The 18238-nt window shown below is 66.4% G+C and carries 17 protein-coding genes; 3 read left to right on the top strand and 14 right to left on the bottom strand.

Features of this window, described 5'->3' with window-relative positions; genetic code table 11:
* Nucleotides 1-30: 30 nt before the first annotated feature.
* On the bottom strand, nucleotides 31-1392 hold the full coding sequence (locus V5F61_RS19430) for an MFS transporter (protein ID WP_393990402.1): 1362 nt from the start codon (nucleotides 1390-1392) through the stop codon (nucleotides 31-33).
* A gap of 469 nt (nucleotides 1393-1861) precedes the next feature.
* Between V5F61_RS19430 and V5F61_RS19425 the strand changes: the two genes are divergently transcribed.
* Nucleotides 1862-3802 (top strand): autotransporter family protein, encoded by a 1941-nt coding sequence (locus V5F61_RS19425; protein WP_393990403.1) that lies wholly within the window; start codon nucleotides 1862-1864, stop codon nucleotides 3800-3802.
* Nucleotides 3803-4039: 237 nt separating this feature from the next.
* Entirely contained in the window at nucleotides 4040-5095 is a 1056-nt protein-coding gene (locus V5F61_RS19420; RefSeq protein ID WP_393990404.1) for an aldo/keto reductase, read from the top strand.
* Nucleotides 5096-5258: 163 nt separating this feature from the next.
* On the opposite strand, the gene V5F61_RS19415 is transcribed toward V5F61_RS19420, so the two are convergent.
* The 3 genes from V5F61_RS19415 to V5F61_RS19405 all read right to left on the bottom strand — a co-directional run bounded on the left by V5F61_RS19415 (nucleotide 5259) and on the right by V5F61_RS19405 (nucleotide 8498).
* Nucleotides 5259-6308 carry a sulfate/molybdate ABC transporter ATP-binding protein gene (locus V5F61_RS19415; RefSeq protein WP_393990405.1) on the bottom strand — a complete coding sequence of 350 codons (1050 nt, stop codon included), beginning with the start codon at nucleotides 6306-6308 and terminating at the stop codon, nucleotides 5259-5261.
* An 88-nt stretch (nucleotides 6309-6396) separates the two neighbouring features.
* On the bottom strand, nucleotides 6397-7251 hold the full coding sequence (gene cysT, locus V5F61_RS19410) for a sulfate ABC transporter permease subunit CysT (RefSeq protein ID WP_393990406.1): 855 nt from the start codon (nucleotides 7249-7251) through the stop codon (nucleotides 6397-6399).
* Nucleotides 7252-7481: 230 nt separating this feature from the next.
* Nucleotides 7482-8498 carry a sulfate ABC transporter substrate-binding protein gene (locus V5F61_RS19405; protein WP_393990407.1) on the bottom strand — a complete coding sequence of 339 codons (1017 nt, stop codon included), beginning with the start codon at nucleotides 8496-8498 and terminating at the stop codon, nucleotides 7482-7484.
* Between the two features lie 432 nt (nucleotides 8499-8930).
* On the opposite strand from V5F61_RS19405, the gene V5F61_RS19400 reads away from it, so the two are divergent.
* Complete coding sequence (locus V5F61_RS19400) at nucleotides 8931-9305, top strand: tudor domain-containing protein (protein ID WP_393990408.1); 375 nt, start codon at nucleotides 8931-8933, stop codon at nucleotides 9303-9305.
* A 211-nt stretch (nucleotides 9306-9516) separates the two neighbouring features.
* On the opposite strand, the gene V5F61_RS19395 is transcribed toward V5F61_RS19400, so the two are convergent.
* The 10 genes from V5F61_RS19395 to V5F61_RS19350 form a co-directional block, all read right to left on the bottom strand.
* Nucleotides 9517-10176, bottom strand: a complete 660-nt coding sequence (locus V5F61_RS19395; protein WP_393990409.1) for a nitrogen fixation protein NifQ — start codon at nucleotides 10174-10176, stop codon at nucleotides 9517-9519.
* A 41-nt stretch (nucleotides 10177-10217) separates the two neighbouring features.
* Complete coding sequence (fdxB, locus tag V5F61_RS19390; protein ID WP_393990410.1) at nucleotides 10218-10511, bottom strand: ferredoxin III, nif-specific; 294 nt, start codon at nucleotides 10509-10511, stop codon at nucleotides 10218-10220.
* A 57-nt stretch (nucleotides 10512-10568) separates the two neighbouring features.
* Nucleotides 10569-10769 (bottom strand): CCE_0567 family metalloprotein, encoded by a 201-nt coding sequence (locus V5F61_RS19385; RefSeq protein WP_393990411.1) that lies wholly within the window; start codon nucleotides 10767-10769, stop codon nucleotides 10569-10571.
* A gap of 7 nt (nucleotides 10770-10776) precedes the next feature.
* The gene (locus tag V5F61_RS19380) at nucleotides 10777-11250 is read right to left on the bottom strand and encodes a NifX-associated nitrogen fixation protein (protein WP_393990412.1); all 474 of its coding nucleotides are present in this window, start codon (nucleotides 11248-11250) and stop codon (nucleotides 10777-10779) included.
* Nucleotides 11251-11261: 11 nt separating this feature from the next.
* Complete coding sequence (gene nifX / locus V5F61_RS19375) at nucleotides 11262-11657, bottom strand: nitrogen fixation protein NifX (RefSeq protein ID WP_393990413.1); 396 nt, start codon at nucleotides 11655-11657, stop codon at nucleotides 11262-11264.
* A 24-nt stretch (nucleotides 11658-11681) separates the two neighbouring features.
* Nucleotides 11682-13085 carry a nitrogenase iron-molybdenum cofactor biosynthesis protein NifN gene (gene nifN, locus V5F61_RS19370; protein WP_393990414.1) on the bottom strand — a complete coding sequence of 468 codons (1404 nt, stop codon included), beginning with the start codon at nucleotides 13083-13085 and terminating at the stop codon, nucleotides 11682-11684.
* 10 nt (nucleotides 13086-13095) lie between these two features.
* A complete protein-coding gene (gene nifE / locus V5F61_RS19365) occupies nucleotides 13096-14772 on the bottom strand; it encodes a nitrogenase iron-molybdenum cofactor biosynthesis protein NifE (protein ID WP_393990415.1) in 1677 nt (558 codons plus the stop codon).
* 145 nt (nucleotides 14773-14917) lie between these two features.
* Nucleotides 14918-16477, bottom strand: coding sequence for a nitrogenase molybdenum-iron protein subunit beta (nifK, locus tag V5F61_RS19360; protein WP_393990416.1), 1560 nt, complete (start codon nucleotides 16475-16477; stop codon nucleotides 14918-14920).
* A gap of 95 nt (nucleotides 16478-16572) precedes the next feature.
* On the bottom strand, nucleotides 16573-18078 hold the full coding sequence (nifD, locus tag V5F61_RS19355) for a nitrogenase molybdenum-iron protein alpha chain (RefSeq protein WP_393990417.1): 1506 nt from the start codon (nucleotides 18076-18078) through the stop codon (nucleotides 16573-16575).
* Between the two features lie 75 nt (nucleotides 18079-18153).
* Nucleotides 18154-18238, bottom strand: an 85-nt coding sequence (locus tag V5F61_RS19350; RefSeq protein ID WP_394104057.1) for a dinitrogenase reductase, incomplete at its 5' end; no start/stop codon positions are given.

Genomic DNA, 18238 nt, shown 5'->3' with positions numbered 1-18238 from the left:
GCAGGCCGCCCTGACCGCAAGCCGTTGCCCTCAGGCGTGGATGTCCATGTCCCGCGTCTCCTTGCCGAGCAGCAGGGCGATGAGAGTGAACACGGCCATCACCGAGAGATAGATACCCACCCAGAACGGGCTGCCGCCGCCATAGGCCCACAGCGCCACCGCGATGAACGGGGCCACCGCCGCGCCCAGGATGGACGACACGTTGTAGGCGATGCCCGAGCCGGTGTAGCGCACGTTGGCGGGGAACAGCTCCGGCAGCAGCGCGCCCATGGGGCCGAAGGTGAGGCCCATGAGCGAGAAGCCGAGGATGAGCCACGCCATCACGCCCATGAAGCCGCCCGCCAGCATGGGCACCCACACGAGCCCGAACAGGGCGATGGCGAGGGTGATCCAGATCAGCGTGCGGCGGCGGCCCCAGCGGTCCGCCCAGGGACCGGAGACCATGGTGAAGATGCCGAAGAACACCACGCCCACGATCATCATCAGAACGAAGGTGCGGTAGTCGTAGCCGAGGCCGGGCAGCGCGGCGCCAGCGGCGGCGCGGCCGTAGCTCAGCGAGAAGGTGGTCATCAGGTAGAAGAGCACGTAGGTGGCGAGCATGTAGAAGGTGCCGAGGATCAGCTCGCGCCAGTAGGTCTTCACCGCCGCCACCAGCGGCACGTCATGGATGCGGCCATCCTTGACCGTATTGGAGAAGGCCTTGCTTTCCACCAGGTTGAGGCGCACCCACAGGCCCACCGCCACCATCACCACCGAGAACAGGAACGGCACCCGCCAGCCCCAGCTCAGGAAGGCGTCGGATGGGCGGGAGGGATCGGACGAGGGCATCAGCGCCGCGATGACCAGGAACAGGCCGTTGGCGATGATGAAGCCGATGGGCGCGCCAAGCTGCGGGAAGGTGCCGTAGAGTGCGCGCTTGCCGGCGGGGGCATTCTCGGTCGCCACCAGCGCGGCGCCGCTCCACTCGCCGCCGAGCGCGAAGCCCTGGGCGAGGCGCAGCACCACCAGCAGCGCGGGGGCGAGCCAGCCCACCATGGGGAAGGTGGGCAGGAAGCCGATGAGGAAGGTGGCGATGCCCATGGTAAGCAGCGCCCCCACCAGCGTGATCTTGCGCCCGCGCTTGTCGCCGAGGTGGCCGAAGAAGACCGCGCCCAGCGGCCGGGCCACCATGGCCGCGCCGAACACGGCGAAGGAGGCGAGCAACGCCACCGTGTCGTTGCCGGTGGGGAAGAACAGGTGCGGGAACACCAGAACCGCCGCCGTGGCGTAGACGTAGAAATCATAGAACTCGATGGTGGTGCCCACGAGGCTCGCCAGGATCACGCGATGGCGCGGATTGACCAGTTCGGGCGCGCCGTCCGCAACGGCGGCGGTGGTTGCATTGAGTGACATGTCGTCGTCTTCCAGTGCACGGCCCGCCACGTCCAGGGGCTGGGCGCGGCCGTGCGTCGTCCTTAGGGCAAGGGATGGGCAATTTTCGTTCGTGCAGGACGGGATGAAGCCGCCCCGCACGATGAATGACCTTTCGGCCTGATAGATTATTGCGCCGGCTTTGACCAGCCGCTGCGGCGCCTCGCACGGCCGCCCTGCGCATGCCGCATGGCAGAGGCCGCGCGGAGCCCCCTTCCGGGCGCTGCGCAAATTTGCATCAGCGCCGCGCCGCGGGCCACACTACCGTGGTCGGAGAGAGATTCGCGGCGCGCCGGGTCGCGGGCGGCGGGAGCAACCGCCTGCAAACGCACGCATCCGGATCTCTGATGGCTCCTTTTGCTTCTGCGGGCGGTGGCTGGCGATGACGAGGCACGGGCGATCAGCGGGCACGCGGCATGCACATGGCCGACGGCGCGCGAGCACGGGCTGCATGCTTGCCGCGGGGATGCTCCTGGCCGGCGGGGCGCGGGCGGAATCCCCATGGGATGCCACCATCAGCAACAGCCACTGGTACGTCACCGTACCCCAGATGCTGGCTTATGCCGCGCCCTCCACCAGCTTCGCCAATCCCGTGCCCATCGGCGACCAGACCCTGTGGACCCTCGGCGCCTCCATGAACGGCGTGTTCACGGGCACCAGCGCCGCCACGCTGCAGATCGGGCCCATCGCCACCACCTCGGATTCCAACATCCAGGGCAGCGTGACCCCCGCCGGGCAGGTCACCATGGTGTTCACCCCCACCACCGGCGGGGCCACCACCATCGGCCTCGGCCAGATGCAGCAGGTGGGCGGCGTCACCACCATGGAAATGCAGATGATCACCGGCACCAGCCTGCTGGTGAGCCACTGGGCCTACATGGTGCCCTACGACCCCGCGACCTTCACCCCGCCTGCCGCCCAGGCCGTGCCCAGCAATCTCTCCCCGCAATGGGCCTGGACCAAGGGCACGCCCTGGCGGATCGTGAGCCCCGAGGCCTTCGGCACCGCGCAGCCCGGCACCTTCATCATCACCGGCTACAAGAGCGGCTATTTCTGGGGCCAGGGCCTGCGGCCGGACGGCACCGCCTTCACCCTGCTCGGCTCCATCACGCCGCAGGGGCGCGTGCTGTTCAATACCCTCACGGACGGCACGCTCTCCAGCCTCTACGGAGCGGCCACGGGGGATGCCTCCGACGCGGTGATGGCGCTCGGCACCTATGATGCCTCGGCCGTGTTCACCGGCGATCTCGCCGCCGCCTACGTGGTGCGGCCCTATGGGGAGACCGCCGCCGCCACCGGCACCGTCTCCGCCCTCGGCGCGGCGCACGCACTCTATGCCGTCGCCGGCACCGAGACGGGGCTCTTCGGCGCCATGGCGCCGGTCACGCGTGTTCTCAACGACCTTTCGGGCCCGGCCCTCTCCGCTGCCCTCAGCCAGACCGTGCCGGTGTTGTCGGGCGCGGCGGCCGAGGCCACGGCCGGCACCCTGCGCATGCTGGGGCAGGTGGCGGCCAACCGCCTGGACGCGCCCGCGCAGCCGGAAGCGCCCGAGCGCCGGGCCTGGATGCGCCCGCTGGGCGGCGGCGGGCGCCAGTCCGCCATCGGCGGGGTTCCGGGCTATGACATGAGCGGCGGCGGCATCGCCGTCGGCGCCGATACGGATATCGCGCCCGGCACCGTGGCGGGCGCCATGCTGGCCTTCTCCTCCACCTCGGTCACCGCATCGGCCGACACCGCGCGGGCGAGCGTCGCGGCCGGCACGGCGGATCTTCAATCCTACGTTCTCGGCGCCTACGGCACGCAGGCCCTCATGCCCGGCCTCGATCTCGCCGTGCAGGTCAATGCCGCCCTGGTGGACACCGGCACCTCCCGCGCCATCAGCTTCATGGGCACCACGGCCGAGGCCGACTACCGAAGCCGCGCCCTCCAGGCGAGCGCAGCGCTGCGCAGGACTTTCGCCGTGACCGAGGCGCTCACGTTGCGGCCCGCCCTGCGGCTCGACTATCTGGAAGTGGACGCCCCGGACTATCGCGAGACCAGCGCCGGCCCGCTCGACCTCTCGGTGGAAGGCCAGAGCTGGCGCGAGTTGCTGGTGGGGGCGGAACTCGCCGCCTTCTACCGGCTGGGTGGCACGCTGACCCTCACCGCGCGCGGCTCGGCCGGCTATGACACCCTGGGCACCCCCGGCCCCCTCGCCGCCGCCTTCGCCGGCGGCGGGCTGCCCTTCCTCACGCCGGGGCTCGATGTCTCGCCCTGGCTGTTCACCGCCGGCGCGGGCCTGACCTCCGCCGCCACCGAGACCCTGGACCTCGGCCTGCAGTACGACCTCCAGGCGAGCCCCTCTGGCTACCTGAACCAGATCGGCTCCCTCCGGCTGAAGATGCGTCTCTGAGGGGACAGGCGCCCGGCGCCGTTCCGGCCTTTGCTGCACGGGCGCGGCCAATCGTACGGACGTCCAATTCACGAGCCCGCAGGCGCGACCGCCGCAGCGACCCCTCTGCACGCGGCATTTCCCGACCTGCGACGGTAGTATCCAGCGCACCCCCGGACGCCCTAAGCTGGCGAAGACGGCGATGCGCCGCACCACCCCGGCGCCCCCATTCCCGCCCCCTCGCCCACCGGAGCCTCCATGCTCGAGTATCGCCCCCTCGGAGACAGCGGCCTTTCCGTGTCCTCCATCTGCCTCGGCACCATGACCTTCGGCCAGCAGAACACAGAGGCCGAAGGCCACGCCCAGCTCGACCTCGCCTTCGGCCACGGCATCAATTTCATCGATACGGCGGAGGTCTATTCCATCCCGCCCCGGCCGGAGACCCAGGGCTCCACCGAGCGCATCATCGGCACCTGGCTGAAGGCCCGCGGCAATCGCGACAAGGTCATCCTCGCCAGCAAGGTGGCGGGCCGCTCCACGCAGAACTGGCTGCGCGCCGACGGCTCCAACCCGCGCCTCGACGCGCGGAACATCAACGAGGCGATCGACGGCTCCCTGCGGCGGCTCCAGACCGACTATCTCGACCTCTACCAGCTCCACTGGCCGGACCGGGCGGTGCCCCTGTTCGGCAATCCCGCCTCGGCGCCCGCGCGCGGCAGCGACGAGAGCCCGGAGGTACCCATCGAGGAGACCCTCGGCGCCCTCGCCGCGCTGGTGAGGGCCGGCAAGGTGCGCCACATCGGCCTCTCCAACGAGACCGCGTGGGGCCTGCACCGCTTCCTGGCGGCGGCGGAAAAGGGCATCGGCCCGAGGGTGGTCTCGGTGCAGAACGCCTACAACCTCCTCAACCGCACCTATGAGGCGGGCCTCTCGGAGTTCCATGCCCGCGAGGGCGTGGGCCTGCTGGCCTATTCGCCGCTGGCGCAGGGCTATCTCACCGGCAAGTATCTCGGCGGCGCCCGGCCGGCCGGGGCCCGCACCACCCTCTTCAGCCGCGGCCAGCGCTATGAGAAGCCCGGCACCGAGGCGGCCATCAAGGACTACATCGCGCTCGCGGCGGAACTCGACCTCTCGTCGGTGGGGCTGGCGCAGGCATGGGTGACGAGCCGGCCGTTCGTGACCTCCAACATCATCGGCGCCACCTCCCTCGCCCAGCTGGAGGAGACGCTGGCGACCCTCTCCGTCACCCTCACACCGCAGATGGAAGAGCAGGTGAACGCGGTGTTCCAGCTCCACGGCAGCCCCGCGCCCTGAGGGCACCGGCGCGAAGGCCGCCCGCACGGGCGGCCTTCCGCTGGAGCGGGTGGACCGCCCTTGGAGCATTTTCACGCCGAGCGGGTACCGGTTCGCACACAGAAAGTGCGTCGCTTCAATAAGCTAGAATGATTGCCGCGAGCCAATGCGCGCGGAAAACGTTCTAAGCGGTGGCGGCGAACACCCGGTAGCGGTGCGGCAGCAGGCCCACCTGGGCGCCCACCGCGATCTCGCGGTCGAGCGGCACGGAGGCCTCAACCACCGTCGTCCCCTTGTCGGAGGCGATCTCTACATCAGCCCGCCGGTTGGGACCGAAGATGCGCAGCGCCAGCACCTTGCCGGCGAAGGGCGCGTTCTCCGGCGGGGCCAGCTCCACCTCATGGGGGCGCGCGAGGATCTGCGCCGGGCCGTCGCCGACGCCCTGGGCGTCGAGCCCCAGCGCCCGGCCCTTGAGGAACAGGGCGCCGCCGCGCGCCTCGCCGGGCAGGCGCACGGTCTCGCCGATGAAGTCGTGCACGAAGGCGGTGGCCGGGTTCTGGTAGACATCCACCGGGGAGCCCACCTGCTCGATCTTGCCGCGGCCCATCACCACGATCCGGTCGGAAACCTCCAGGGCCTCCTCCTGGTCGTGGGTCACGAGCACGGAGGTCACCGGCATCTCCTCGTGCAGGTGGCGCAGCCAGCGGCGCAGCTCCTTGCGCACCTTGGCGTCGAGCGCGCCGAACGGCTCGTCGAGCAGCAGCACCCTCGGGGAAATGGCGAGGGCGCGCGCCAGCGCCACCCGCTGGCGCTGGCCGCCGGAGAGCTGGGCCGGGTAGCGGTCCGCCAGCCAGTCGATCTGCACCAGGGAGAGCAGCTCGTTGACGCGGGCGCGAATGGCCGCCTCGGCCATCTTGGCCGGGCCGCGCCGCACGCGCAGGCCGAACGCCACGTTCTCGAACACGCTGAGGTGCCGGAACAGCGCATAGTGCTGGAATACGAAGCCCACGTTGCGCTCGCGCACCGAGCGCGACAGCGCGTCCTCCCCGTCGAACCGCACCTCGCCCGCATCGGGCCAGTCGAGCCCCGCGATGATGCGCAGCAGCGTCGTCTTGCCGGAGCCGGAGGGGCCCAGCAGCGCCACCAGCTCCCCGCTCTGGATTTCGAGGGAGACGTTGTCGAGGGCGGTGAAGGTCTTGAAGCGCTTGCTGACGCCGACGATATCGATGCTCATGTCCTAGGTCCCGGAAAATGGCCCGCGTCGGCGGCCCGCGCGATAGTGTACAGGAAAGCCCGCCGCGAGGGGGCGATGGCGGGCGCGCTCATGCGGCGCTCCCGCGCCGCTCGCTCCAGCGCTGCAGGCCGTTGATGAGGGCGAGCAGCGCGAACGAGGCCAGCAGCATCACCACCGCGATGGCGGTGGCATCCGCATAGCGGAATTCCTCCAGGCGGATGACGATGAGCAGGGGCGCGATCTCCGACACGCCGGGCAGGTTGCCGGCGATGAAGATGACCGAGCCGTACTCCCCCACCCCGCGCGCGAAAGCGAGCGCGAAACCGGTCATCACCGAGGGGCCGATGGCCGGCAGCACCACGCGGCGCAGGGTCTGCGCCCGCGAGGCGCCGAGGCTGGCGGAGGCCTCCTCCAGCTCCTGGTCCAGGTCGGTCAGCACCGGCTGCACCGTGCGCACCACGAACGGCAGCCCGATGAAGATGAGCGCCACCAGGATGCCCAGGGGCGTGAACGCCACCTGGATACCCAGCGGCGCCAGCAGTGCGCCCACCCAGCCGTTCTCCGCATAGATAGCCGTCAGCGCGATGCCCGCCACCGCCGTGGGCAGGGCGAAGGGGATGTCGACGATGGCATCCACCACCCGGCGGAAGGGAAAATCGTAGCGCACCAGTACCCACACAACCACGAGGCCCAGCACCGCGTTCACCGCCGCCGCCGCCAGCGACAGGCCGAACGACACCTGCAAAGCGTGCAGCGTCCGCTCGGCCGTGACGATGGCGATGAAGCGCTGGAAGGTCAGCTCGGAGGTCTTGATGAACAGGCCCACCATGGGCAGCAGCACGATCAGGCTCAGCCACGTGAGCGTAATGCCCATGGTGAGCCCGAACCCCGGAATGACGCTTTTCGGGCGCCGGCGGGCGAGAGGAAGCGCGGAATGGGGCATCGTGGCGTTTCGCTGCTGGCCGAGAGTGTTCTCTGCTCGCAGAAAACACTCCAGATTGTTGACACTTCGCATTTCTTCACGCGAACCGGTACCCACTTCGCTGGCAAATGCCCTGGGCTGTTGCGCTGCGGGCGAGCCGAAACGGGCGGGCCGCGGGGGCATCCATAGCACCCCGCGGCCCCCGGCCCCAACCGGTGTCGTGGCTCCCGCCGGGCGGGAGGATGGCGGCGTCAGCGCCCGGAGATCTGGTCGAACACCCCGCCGTCGGAGAAGTGGGTCTTCTGCGCCTTCTGCCAGCCGCCGAATACCCCGTCCACGGTGAACAGCTCCACGGGCGCGAACTTGTCCTTGTACTTGGCGGCGACCTCGGCATTGCGCGGGCGGTAATAATTGCGAGCCGCGATGTCCTGGCCCTCCGGCGTGTAGAGGAACTTCAGATAATCCTCGGCCACCTGCCGGGTACCCTTCTTGTCCACCACCTTGTCCACCACCGCCACCGGCGGCTCCGCAAGGATGGAGACGGAGGGGGTGACGATGTCGAACTTGTCCGGCCCGAGCTCATTCACCGAGAGGTAGGCCTCGTTCTCCCAGGCGATGAGCACGTCACCGATGCCGCGCTCCACGAAGGTGACGGTGGAGCCGCGGGCGCCGGTATCGAGCACCGGAGCGTTCTTGTAGAGCGCCTGCACGAAGTCGCGGGCCTTGGCCTCGTCGCCGCCGAACTTCTTGAGCGCATAGCCCCAGGCGCCCAGATAGTTCCAGCGGGCGCCGCCCGAGGTCTTCGGATTGGGCGTCACCACCTTGATGCCGGGCTTCACCAGGTCGTCCCAGTCCTTGATGCCCTTGGGATTGCCCTTGCGCACCAGGAACACGATGGTGGAGGTGTAGGGGGAGGAATTGTCCGGCAGGCGCTTCTGCCAGTCCTGGGCCAGCAGCCCCTTCTCGGCGATGGCGTCGATGTCGTAGGCGAGCGCCAGGGTCACCACGTCCGCCTCGAGCCCGTCGATGACCGAGCGCGCCTGCTTGCCCGAACCGCCGTGGGACTGGCGGATGGTGAGCGTGTCGCCGGCGTGGCTCTTCTGCCACTCAGTGGTGAACGCCTTGTTCACGTCCACATAAAGCTCGCGGGTGGGATCATAGGAGACGTTCAGCAGGGCGGTCTCGGCGGCGAAGGCCGGGCTCGCGGCCGCCATCGACAGCGCCACCGCGGCCAGCCGCGCACGGAAGGACAGGAGACGACGGGTCATCATACCTCCAGATATCGGAATTCGGGTGGCTCCGCAGAACCCATGACCGGACGATTGCACGTCCGTTCGACGGGCGTCAACCTAAAGCCGATAAAAATTATGAAATTAATGAAATAAACAGACTAAATCTGGATTTTAAGCCGACGGCCCGCGCAAAAGGGACCGCACGCCTCGTGCCGTGCAAGGCTCCGCCGCCCGGAGCCATGCACGGCCCAACCGGAATAGGCTGAGCAACCTATTTGGTGCACTGATATGTTCATGCGTCCTGACAGTGGCATAGGGCCGTCACGGAGCCGGAACTGCCATCACAATGTCTTCGCGGACGGGCCTCTGCGGCGATTGGTGATAGCTAAAACATATTCATCGACCATTCGCTTCCCCTGCCATATAAGCGTTTACTCGCCTCTATCAGGCGGCGCGGGGAGAAGCATCTTGTTTAAACTTAGCTCCATCTTTGTCGTTTCTGGGATGATTTTCCTGGGCGCTGGCGCAGCCAACGCTCAGACGGCCGGCGACTGGGTCCTGGGCAACTACAAGGGTGCCGGATACTGGTTCCCGGGCGTCATCGAAAAGGTGGGCGACGGCAAGATCACCATCCGCTACGACGATGGCGACAAGGAAACCGTGGCGGTCAAGGACGTCCGTCCTTACGACTGGGCGATCGGCACGAAGGTCGAGTGCAATTACAAGGGCCAGGGCAACTGGTATGCCGGCACGATCGCCTCGCTTGCCGGCGAGAAGATCGGCATCGCCTATGACGACGGCGACAAGGAAACGACCAAGACCGGCCGCTGCCGCACGAAGTAGGCGCCGCTTCGCGACGCTCCAACTTGGAAACACGTCGCCGCTGGCATGGCGTTTCCAAGTGAAGCGCGGCGCGTTCCCACAAAAATGATCGAGTTCGCGCGGGTCCGGGCCGGAATCAATGGAAACCGCCCCGGCCCGCGCGGCGCTTGAATGAATCGCGTCGGCGCCTGTGATTTGAAAGCGGATCGCGCAGCCGCGCCGGCTCTGAGCGCTATTCCGCCGCCTGCGGCAGGTCCAGAGGCGCCAAGGGCGCACCGGCATCCGGGCGGCGGCCGTTGCGCACCCAGGCGAGGCGGGATTCCCCCTCTTCCGCGCCAAAGCACATGTGGAAGTCGTCGCACTCGGCGCACACCGGCGCGGTACACAGGGTGAAGCCCTCGGCGCCGCACACCATGCGGTAGAGGAACTTCTTCCATTTCATGTCGTTGCGGTTCTTCTGCGCCAGCGGCGCGAAGTGGCGCTTCATGAGCTGCGAAAGCTCGCCGCGATTGCGCAGGCCGAGATCCTGCCACAGGTGGTGGGGAGACTTGCAGCGCCGCGCGATCATGGCGCCGAGCACCTGCTCCAGCGCATCCCCCTGCGAGCAATACATGCCCATGATGTCGCGGACCGACTGCTCTTCCTTGTCGATCTCCGGCGCGGAGGCGTCGCACCATGCCGCAGCATCGGACACTGTCGGGAACCAGAAGAAGATCAGGCTCTCCAGCTCCGCGGCCGAGAGCCCGAGGCCTTCGAGCGGGCCCTGCCCCGAGGCCGCGCCTTCCGCCACCGCGAGGGAGAGAATGGCGGCGACGACGTGCCGGTCGAATGGATCGCATTCAACCGGGCCGGGGGTCGTGATGAGCTGGTCGTAGACCTCTTCCGCCGTCATCGCCGCAACTCCCAAGAAACAACACTCAAGATCTGGCCAGATCAGGCCGCCTTGTCCATGCCGTGGATCTGGCAGTTGGCCGGGCAGACGCGGGCGCACGCACCGCAGCCGATGCAGGCGCCGGCGTCGTTCATCGCCATGACCTTCTTCTCGATCTCGTCATCGTCGTCATCTTCGAGGCTGACGATCTCGCCATCCTCGTTGATGCCCTTCAGCGTCATCACATCCCGGCCGCAGACCTTGAAGCAGCGCCCGCAGCCGATGCACTTCCCGGCATCGATCTCGAGCAGGTAGTCTGGCTGCCAAGCTCGACCATCTCGGGTTTCGTTAGACATGGGGGAACGACCTTTCGGGGTTCGGGCGGCCCCCCGCGGGCCGCCGGGATCATGGCGTCAGGCCGCCTCGAGGGCCTTCAGCTCGGCGCGCTTCTTCTCCAGCTCGGCGAAGGCATCGTGAGCTTTCTTCGCGACCACCGGGATCTGCTCCCAGTTGATCGGCAGCTCCTCGGAGAGGTCATGAAGGTCCATCTTGGCCTGTGTGGCCTTGGCGGACAGCTTCTTGAGTTCGGCCTTCAGGCCTTCGATGTCGCTCATGGTCGCCTCAGTAATTGGCCACGTCGGGAAACTTCCTGATCATCTCGACACCGGAGTTGACATGCTTCATGCCCTCTTCCGCCAGCTTGCCGAGATTGTCGAAGCCGAAGCGATGAACATCGCGCAGCTGCTTGTTGACGACGATCAGCCGCCCGCCGATGAGCACCATGCGGCCGAAGCCCTCGTGGCTCATCTTCAGCATCGGCGAGATCATCACGCGGGTCTCGCGCTCGATGAGCAGGCACACCGCGTTGAAGAACAGCTCCAGGCGCCAGATGGTCTCCGGGTCGGGATCGCCGATGATCGGCAGGGCGCGACGCGCCTCCTTGTCGATGATGTAGGGCTCGACCAGGTCGAGGTCCTTCTTGCCCTCCCAGGCACCATGGGTGTCCTGGGCGCGCCAGATCTTGATGAGCTCCTTGACGAAGGGGGACTCTTCGGGGGGCACCGTCGCGACGGCGGCTTCAGCGGCTTCGGCCATGGGGGCGTCCTTCAGTCCTCAAAATCAAAGTTGCGTTCCTTGCCCTTGTTCAGCGCCTTGCGCAGCCAGGGCGGCGGAGCTCCCTTCAACACATCGGAGAGCTTGGCGATCAGGTCGGAGATCTCCTCCGGCTGGTTCACCTTCATGGGGTGGATATTGTTTGCGACCACGCGGGCCGCACCCGAGCCGCCGATGGCGGCCACGTAGAGAATCGCACAATCCTTGATGGCCTCGATCTTCGGGGCCAGCTTGTCCTCGTTGCCGTCTTCCTTGAGGTCGCCGTCGAACTCGATGGCCTCGATGAAGTGGTTCTCTTCCGGGTTCACCTCGTAGATGGCGATGTGCTTGGCCCACCCGAAATGCGCGTCGACGCGCTTCATGTCCTGCGTAGCAAATGCGACTTTCATGGTGCTTTCGCCTCGACGTTCTTCTTAGTGGGGGAGCGCTGCAGAAGTCGTGCCAGTTCCGTGACCATGGCCATCGGCGTTCCACGGGTCGCGCCAGGTCTCGGGCGTGGGCTCGTGATTTTCGTCGTGGTCCTTCATGACCAGGTTCGCGAGGATGAAGATGAGGTCGCGGGTGCCGCGATAGCCCACCGAGAGCTGGTGCCCCGCGCCCAGCCGGTCGAAGATGGGCAGGCCGATACGGTGGAAGGGAATGGCCAGCCGCTCCGCCGCCTGCCGGCCGTGGGAATGGGTCAGCAGCAGGTCGCAGCCGCGCTCCTTGGCCAGCGTCTCCAGGTCCTCAAGGTCGCCGATCAACACCTCCTCCGCCGGCAGGCGCTCGAACGCCGGCGACTGGGTGGTGGTGACGGCGGCGACGATGGTCGTTCCCATCTCGTGCAGCATGGAACCGACATCGAACAGAAGGTCGGGCTCGGCGCCGATGGCGAGCCGCCGTCCCCCCAGGTGGAAGTGGGCATCGAGCATCGCGTCCACCAGCTGGCCGCGCTGGCGGCGATACTTGCGCGGCACGGAGCGGCCCGACACCTCGCTGAGGAACATGAAGAACTCATCGTTCGGCGCAAGCCCGCACAGCCGCTCGAATACGCGGGCCTTGGAGCCGGTCCTGCGCTCCATGGCCTCCGCCGCGGGGCGCATCTGGGCGCCGATGGCGATGGTCCAGGCCGCCTCGCCCATGCGCGCCACCTCGTCCACGCCGATGCCGCCGATGGTGGTCGGCGTGAAATCGTCGGGGATGTGGCCGTCGAGGGAGCCGGCGAGGTCCGGCAGGAAGGAGGGCTGAAGGCCGAAGTCCTCGATGATGGTACGCAGCTCGTCGAGGTCGCCGGGCGTCATATGGCAGCCGGGCAGCACGTTGATGCGCCCCTTGTCCTTCGCCGCGCCGGGCTCCGGCACCTTCACCAGGCACTCCACCATGCGGGTCACGGTCTTCGCCCAGCCGTCCTGGAAGGCATCCTTGAAATCGGGCGTGGAGACATAGACGAGCGGGAAATCGGCGAGCTGCGGATACTTGGCGCGGATCAGCTTGATATAGCCGTCCACGTCGTCGCCCTTGGTCTCGGTGACGCCGGTGGAGCAGATGCCGATGATCTCGGGACTGGTGCGATTGTAGATGTTGAGGATCGCCTGCTCGACATTCTCCAGCCCGCCGAGCACGGTCGCGACCTCGCTCATGGCCGTGGTCTGGAGCGGGATGGCCTCCTTGAAGTGGCGCACGAACAGCACCAGCCCGAACGAGGTGCAGCCCTGGGAGCCGTGCAGCAGCGGCATGCAGCCGCGCAGGCCCATGAAGGCGAGCGCGCCGCCGATGGGCTGGCTCATCTTCAGCGGATTGACCGTGCAGGCCTTCTTGGAGGTGATCAGCTTCGCCATGCCCGCCTCCTCACTCGGCCGCGACCGCGGGCGGCACCGCGCCGACGCCCATGGCCTCGAAGATCTCGTCGATGCGCACCGCGCAGGCACCGCAGCCGCCGGAAGCCTGGGTGTGCTCGCGCACGCCCTCCACCGTGGTGAGCCCGTGCGCCGTGATGGCATCCTCGATGCTGCCGAGATCGACGCTCTTGCAGTTGCAGATCTTTTTCGCCCGGCGGGCCGCCTCGGCCGCGACCGGATCCGCCGCGAGGGCGGCCGCCTCCGCCTCCATCTGGGCGAGGGCGCGGGTCTCCCAGCTCTCCTCGGGATTGTCCCAGGGGGCGGGCTTGCGCACCTGCTCCCACACCGGATTGTAGAGCGCCTTGTCGATCTCCTCGACCAGCTTCACCATGCCCACATAGCCCATGTAGGCGTGGTGGCGTTCCTGGTTGATGTCGAGCCAGGGCATCTTGGCCTTGAGCGCCACGAACTGCGAGCGGCCGCCCGAGAGCATGATGTCGGCCTTCGCGTCCTTCAGCATCTTGTACATTTCACGGGGCTTCATGTCGTCGATCATGTGCGCGTCCTGGCCCATGAGCTCCTTGATGCGCTCCTTGTCCTCCTTGGTGGACTTCTTCACCGAGGTGCCCACCAGCTCCAGGCCCGCCTCCTGCAGCGCCGCCACCACCGACCAGGACTTCACGCCGCCGGTGATGAGCAGCACTTTCTTGTCCTTGAAGCGCGGCTTGAAGCGGGCAATGGCCTCCCAGGCCTTCTTCTCCTCGCGGGCGATGAGGGCCTCCGTGCGGTCCATCAGCTCCGCATCGGCCCCCTTCTCGATGAGCATGCGCGCGATCTCGCGCAGGGAATCGGAAGAATCCTGGATGCCGTAAAATGACCCCTCGAAGAAGGGGATGTCGTAGCGCTCCTCCATCTTGCGGGCGACGTTGATCATGGCCTTGGAGCACACCATCATCGCCGCCTTGGCGCGGTGCGAGGAGGCGACGTCCTTGTACTTCCCGTCGCCGGAGATGCAGGCGAGGACGCGGATGCCGAGCTCGTCCAGGAGCGGCTTGACCTGCCATAGCTCGCCGGAAAGATTGTATTCGCCGATGATGTTGATGTCGTAGGGCGTGGTGTATTCCGGCTCCTCGGTGCCGATGACGTGATCGAGGATAGCCTCGCCCGCGAGCTTGTTTCCAAGGTTCTTCGGCCCCACGAAGCCGGGCGAATTCACCGGGATCACCGGCGTGCCGAACTTCTCCTTCGCCGCCTTACAGACCGCGTCGATGTCGTCGCCGATCATGGCGGGCACGCAGGTCTGGTAGACGAAGATGGCGGGGGGATCGTATTTCTCGATGATTTCTTTGATGGACTTGAACAGGCGCTTCTCGCCGCCGAACACCACATCAGTTTCATTGATGTCGGTGGTGAAGCTCGTGCGCCAGATGTTCGAGCCCGAAGACTTGGCGCCGCGATTGTCCCACGAATTACCCTCGCAGGCGATGGGGCCGTGCACGAGGTGGGCGACATCGGTGAAGGGCTGGAGCGCGATCTTCGCGCCGTCGAATGCGCAGCCGCCGGCGGCGCCGCCGGGCTGCAGCTGCTTGGTACAGCCCTTTTTCTTCTCTGCTTCGGATTTGTTCTGGTTCTTCGCGCACCCCGGTTCGTTGAAGACGGCCTGAATCGTGTTGGACAGCGAGCTCATGGATCTCTCCTTCAACAAGGGGGCTGTGTTGGATCGCGGGAAATTTTCTGGGATTCTCCCTGTCGGGTCGGCCCGGGCGGGGCCCCGGATCGGCTCGCGGTCATGCAAAAATCCCGGGCGGGTTGCCCCGCCCGGGTCGATGGCATCAACGGATGATGTCGAAGGAGTAGTCGGTCTTTGCCGGAACGTTGGTATTGTTGTCGATGGTGTCGAAGATCTTGTCCAGGATGGTGATGAGCACGTTCATGCCACCCTGGTAACCCCACACCGGACGACGATGGTGGTGGTGACGGTCGAAGATCGGGAAGCCGATGCGGATCAGCGGGGTGCCCGTGTCACGCTCCAGATACTTGCCGTAGGTGTTGCCGATCAGGAAATCCACCGGCTCCGTGAAGAGGAGCGAGCGCATGTGCCACAGGTCCTTGCCGGCGTAGACCTTGCAGTTCTGGCCGAACGGCGAGGACGCGAACAGCGCCTGCATCTTCTCTTCCCAACGCTTGTTGCCGTTGGTGGCGAGAACTGTGGTGGGCTCGGCACCGAGCTCCAGCAGGAAGGCGGCGAGGCCGTAGCACAGGTCGGGATCGCCGTAGATGGCGAACTTCTTGCCGTGGATGTGGGCCGACGAGTCGGCGATGGCGTCCACCAGGCGGCCGCGCTCGCGGGCGAGCTCCTCGGGGATCTCCTTGCCGGTGATGCGGGAGACTTCCATCAGGAACTTGTCGGTGCCGGAGACGCCCACCGGGTGGTTGAACGCCAGCACTTCATGGCCGTGGTTGGCGATGAAGGGCAGGGTCTTCTCGGTGCAGTATTCCTGCATGGAGATGGTGGCCTTGGCGTGGATGGCGCTGGCCGCGTCCTCCAGCGTGGTGCCGCCGTCATACATGCGGAACTCGCCGTCGGTGGGGGTGTCCCACACGTCGGAATTGTCGCCGAGGATGGTGTACTCGACGCCCATCAGGTTGAAGATGCGCTTGATCTCGCGCAGGTTGCCGACGGTGTAGCCGTCGAAGCCGCCGAGGAAGTTGATCTTCTCGTTGGGCACGCGCTCGATCTTCTCGGCGGTGCCAGCCTTGCCGTCCCAGAAGTGCTCGAGGACACCCTTCATGGCGTTGTCGTAGCCGGTGATGTGGCTGCCGACGAAGGCCGGGGTGTGGGCGAAGGGCACGTCGTACTCGGCCGGGACCGAGCCCTTTTCCTTCGCCGTCTTGATGAAGGCGTTGAGGTCGTCGCCGATGACTTCCGCCATGCAGGTGGTGGAAACGGCGATCATCTTCGGCTTGTACATGTTGTAGGTGTTGGCGAGGCCGTCAATCATGTTGTTGAGGCCGCCGAACACCGCCGCGTCTTCCGTCATGGACGAGGACACGCAGGAGGTGGGCTCCTTGAAGTGGCGCGAGAAGTGCGAGCGATAGTACGCCACGCAGCCCTGCGAGCCGTGCACGAACGGCACCGTGCTCTCGAAGCCGACCGCCACGAACACCGCGCCGAGCGGCTGGCACGCCTTGGCCGGGTTCACGGTCAGGGCTTCGCGGGCGAAGTTCTTTTCCTGGTACTCGGGCGTCTTGGTCCACTCGCGGATCCGCTCCACTTCGGCCGGATCGCGGGGGTTCTCGAACATCTTCTTCTTGTTGGCCAGCATCTGCTGGTATTCGGGACCACGGAACAGCTCGAAGTGGTCCAGCACGTTATCTGCATTTTGTGGCATAGCGAACCCCTTGTGGTGGGTCTTGAACTTGGGGAGCCGCCCGGAACCCCTCCCGCGTGCGGGAGGGGCCGGAACAGGCGCTTACCGGTGCGCGATCACTCGGCCGCCAGCAGGGTCGGCTTGGCGGGCGACTTCTTCCACGGGGTGTTGGTCATCTTCCACACGGGGGAGTTGATGGCCATGTCCATGTCGCGGGCGAAGATCGCGAAGCCGTCGTAGCCGTGGTACGGGCCCGAGTAGTCCCAGGAGTGCATCTGGCGGAAGGGCACGCCCATCTTCTGGAAGACGTACTTTTCCTTGATGCCGGAGCCGACCAGGTCGGGCTGGATCTTCTCGACGAACTTCTCGAACTCGTAGCCGGTCACGTCATCATAGATGATCGTGCCATCCTTGACGTAGTGCTGCGCGGTGCGCTGGTAATCGTCGTTGTGGGCGAACTCGTAGCCGGTGCCCACCACTTCCATGCCCAGATCTTCGTAGGCGCCGATGACGTGACGGGGACGCAGGCCGCCCACGTACAGCATCACGGTCTTGCCTTCGAGGCGCGGACGGTACTTGGCAATGACCGCGTCCATCAGCGGCTGGTACTTGGCGATGACGCGCTCGGCACCTTCCTTGATCTTGTCGTCGAAGTAGCTGGCGATCTTGCGCAGCGACTCGGCGATCTTGGACGGGCCGAAGAAGTTGTACTCGCACCACGGAATACCGAACTTCTCTTCCATGTGCCGCGAGATGTAGTTCATCGAGCGGTAGCAGTGGAGAACGTTCAGCTTCGCCTTGGGGGTGTTCTCAAGCTCAGCGAGCGAGCCGTCGCCCGACCACTGGGCGATCACGCGCAGGCCCATTTCCTCGAGCAGGATGCGCGACGACCAAGCGTCACCGCCGATGTTGTAGTCGCCGATGATGGCGACGTCATACGGGGTGGCCTCGAACATGGCGGGCTTGTTCGGGTCCTGCTTGTCGAAGATCCAGTCGCGGATGGCGTCGTTGGCGATGTGATGGCCCAGGGACTGGGACACGCCGCGGAAGCCTTCGCAACGGACGGGAACGATGGTCTTGCCGTCGTATTCCTTGGACTTCACCTTCGACACGGCCTCGATGTCGTCGCCGATGAGGCCGATCGGGCACTCGGACTGGACGGTGATGCCGTTGTTGAGGGGGAAGAGCTCCTGGATCTCGTCCATGATCTTCGCGAGCTTCTTATCGCCGCCGAAGACGATGTCCTTCTCCTGGAAGTCGGACGTGAACTGCATCGTCACGAAGGTGTCGATGCCGGTCGTGCCGATGTAGTAGTTGCGGCGGGCGGCCCAGCTGTACTGGCCGCAGCCCACCGGGCCGTGGGAGATGTGGATCATGTCCTTGATCGGACCCCACACCACGCCCTTCGAACCGGCGTAGGCGCAACCACGGATGGTCATCACACCGGGGATGGACTTGATGTTGGACTTCACGCCGCAGTCGGACTTGCCGGCTTCGTGCACGTTGAGGTGCTTCGCGCGACGCTTCGCGGTCTTCTCCGGATAAACCTTGAGAACTTCCGCAATGAGTTCCTTATTGCGCGCCTTGATTTCAGCAACGCTCTGCTTTTCGGCCAAGCTCATCTTGAAATCTCGCTCTCGTTGGGATTGCCTTCGAGCCGGCCGGCCCGCGGATCGGGCCGGCCGGTATCTTCACGCTCAGCCGGCGGCGAGCTCGGCGGCGGTCTTGCCGACCTGGCTCTCGTCGACGGCGTTCAGGATGCCGTGCTCCATGAGCAGGTCC

The sequence above is a fragment of the Xanthobacter sediminis genome (genome assembly GCF_043195015.1).
Classification (GTDB): Bacteria; Pseudomonadota; Alphaproteobacteria; order Rhizobiales; family Xanthobacteraceae; genus Xanthobacter.
Note: the sequence above shows the minus strand (reverse complement) of the source record. Positions and strands in the feature narration are given on the sequence as shown.

Bases quoted from the DNA above. Each gene is read 5' to 3' on its own strand.
- cysT (WP_393990406.1), bottom strand. From the start codon at position 7,251: ATGCCCCATTCCGCGCTTCCTCTCGCCCGCCGGCGCCCGAAAAGCGTC.
- nifX (WP_393990413.1), bottom strand. From the start codon at position 11,657: ATGAAAGTCGCATTTGCTACGCAGGACATGAAGCGCGTCGACGCGCAT.
- V5F61_RS19415 (WP_393990405.1), bottom strand. From the start codon at position 6,308: ATGAGCATCGATATCGTCGGCGTCAGCAAGCGCTTCAAGACCTTCACC.
- V5F61_RS19395 (WP_393990409.1), bottom strand. From the start codon at position 10,176: ATGACGGCGGAAGAGGTCTACGACCAGCTCATCACGACCCCCGGCCCG.
- V5F61_RS19425 (WP_393990403.1), top strand. From the start codon at position 1,862: ATGCTTGCCGCGGGGATGCTCCTGGCCGGCGGGGCGCGGGCGGAATCC.
- V5F61_RS19380 (WP_393990412.1), bottom strand. From the start codon at position 11,250: ATGGCCGAAGCCGCTGAAGCCGCCGTCGCGACGGTGCCCCCCGAAGAG.
- fdxB (WP_393990410.1), bottom strand. From the start codon at position 10,511: ATGTCTAACGAAACCCGAGATGGTCGAGCTTGGCAGCCAGACTACCTG.
- nifN (WP_393990414.1), bottom strand. From the start codon at position 13,085: ATGGCGAAGCTGATCACCTCCAAGAAGGCCTGCACGGTCAATCCGCTG.
- V5F61_RS19385 (WP_393990411.1), bottom strand. From the start codon at position 10,769: ATGAGCGACATCGAAGGCCTGAAGGCCGAACTCAAGAAGCTGTCCGCC.
- nifD (WP_393990417.1), bottom strand. From the start codon at position 18,078: ATGAGCTTGGCCGAAAAGCAGAGCGTTGCTGAAATCAAGGCGCGCAAT.
- V5F61_RS19420 (WP_393990404.1), top strand. From the start codon at position 4,040: ATGCTCGAGTATCGCCCCCTCGGAGACAGCGGCCTTTCCGTGTCCTCC.
- nifK (WP_393990416.1), bottom strand. From the start codon at position 16,477: ATGCCACAAAATGCAGATAACGTGCTGGACCACTTCGAGCTGTTCCGT.
- V5F61_RS19430 (WP_393990402.1), bottom strand. From the start codon at position 1,392: ATGTCACTCAATGCAACCACCGCCGCCGTTGCGGACGGCGCGCCCGAA.
- nifE (WP_393990415.1), bottom strand. From the start codon at position 14,772: ATGAGCTCGCTGTCCAACACGATTCAGGCCGTCTTCAACGAACCGGGG.
- V5F61_RS19405 (WP_393990407.1), bottom strand. From the start codon at position 8,498: ATGACCCGTCGTCTCCTGTCCTTCCGTGCGCGGCTGGCCGCGGTGGCG.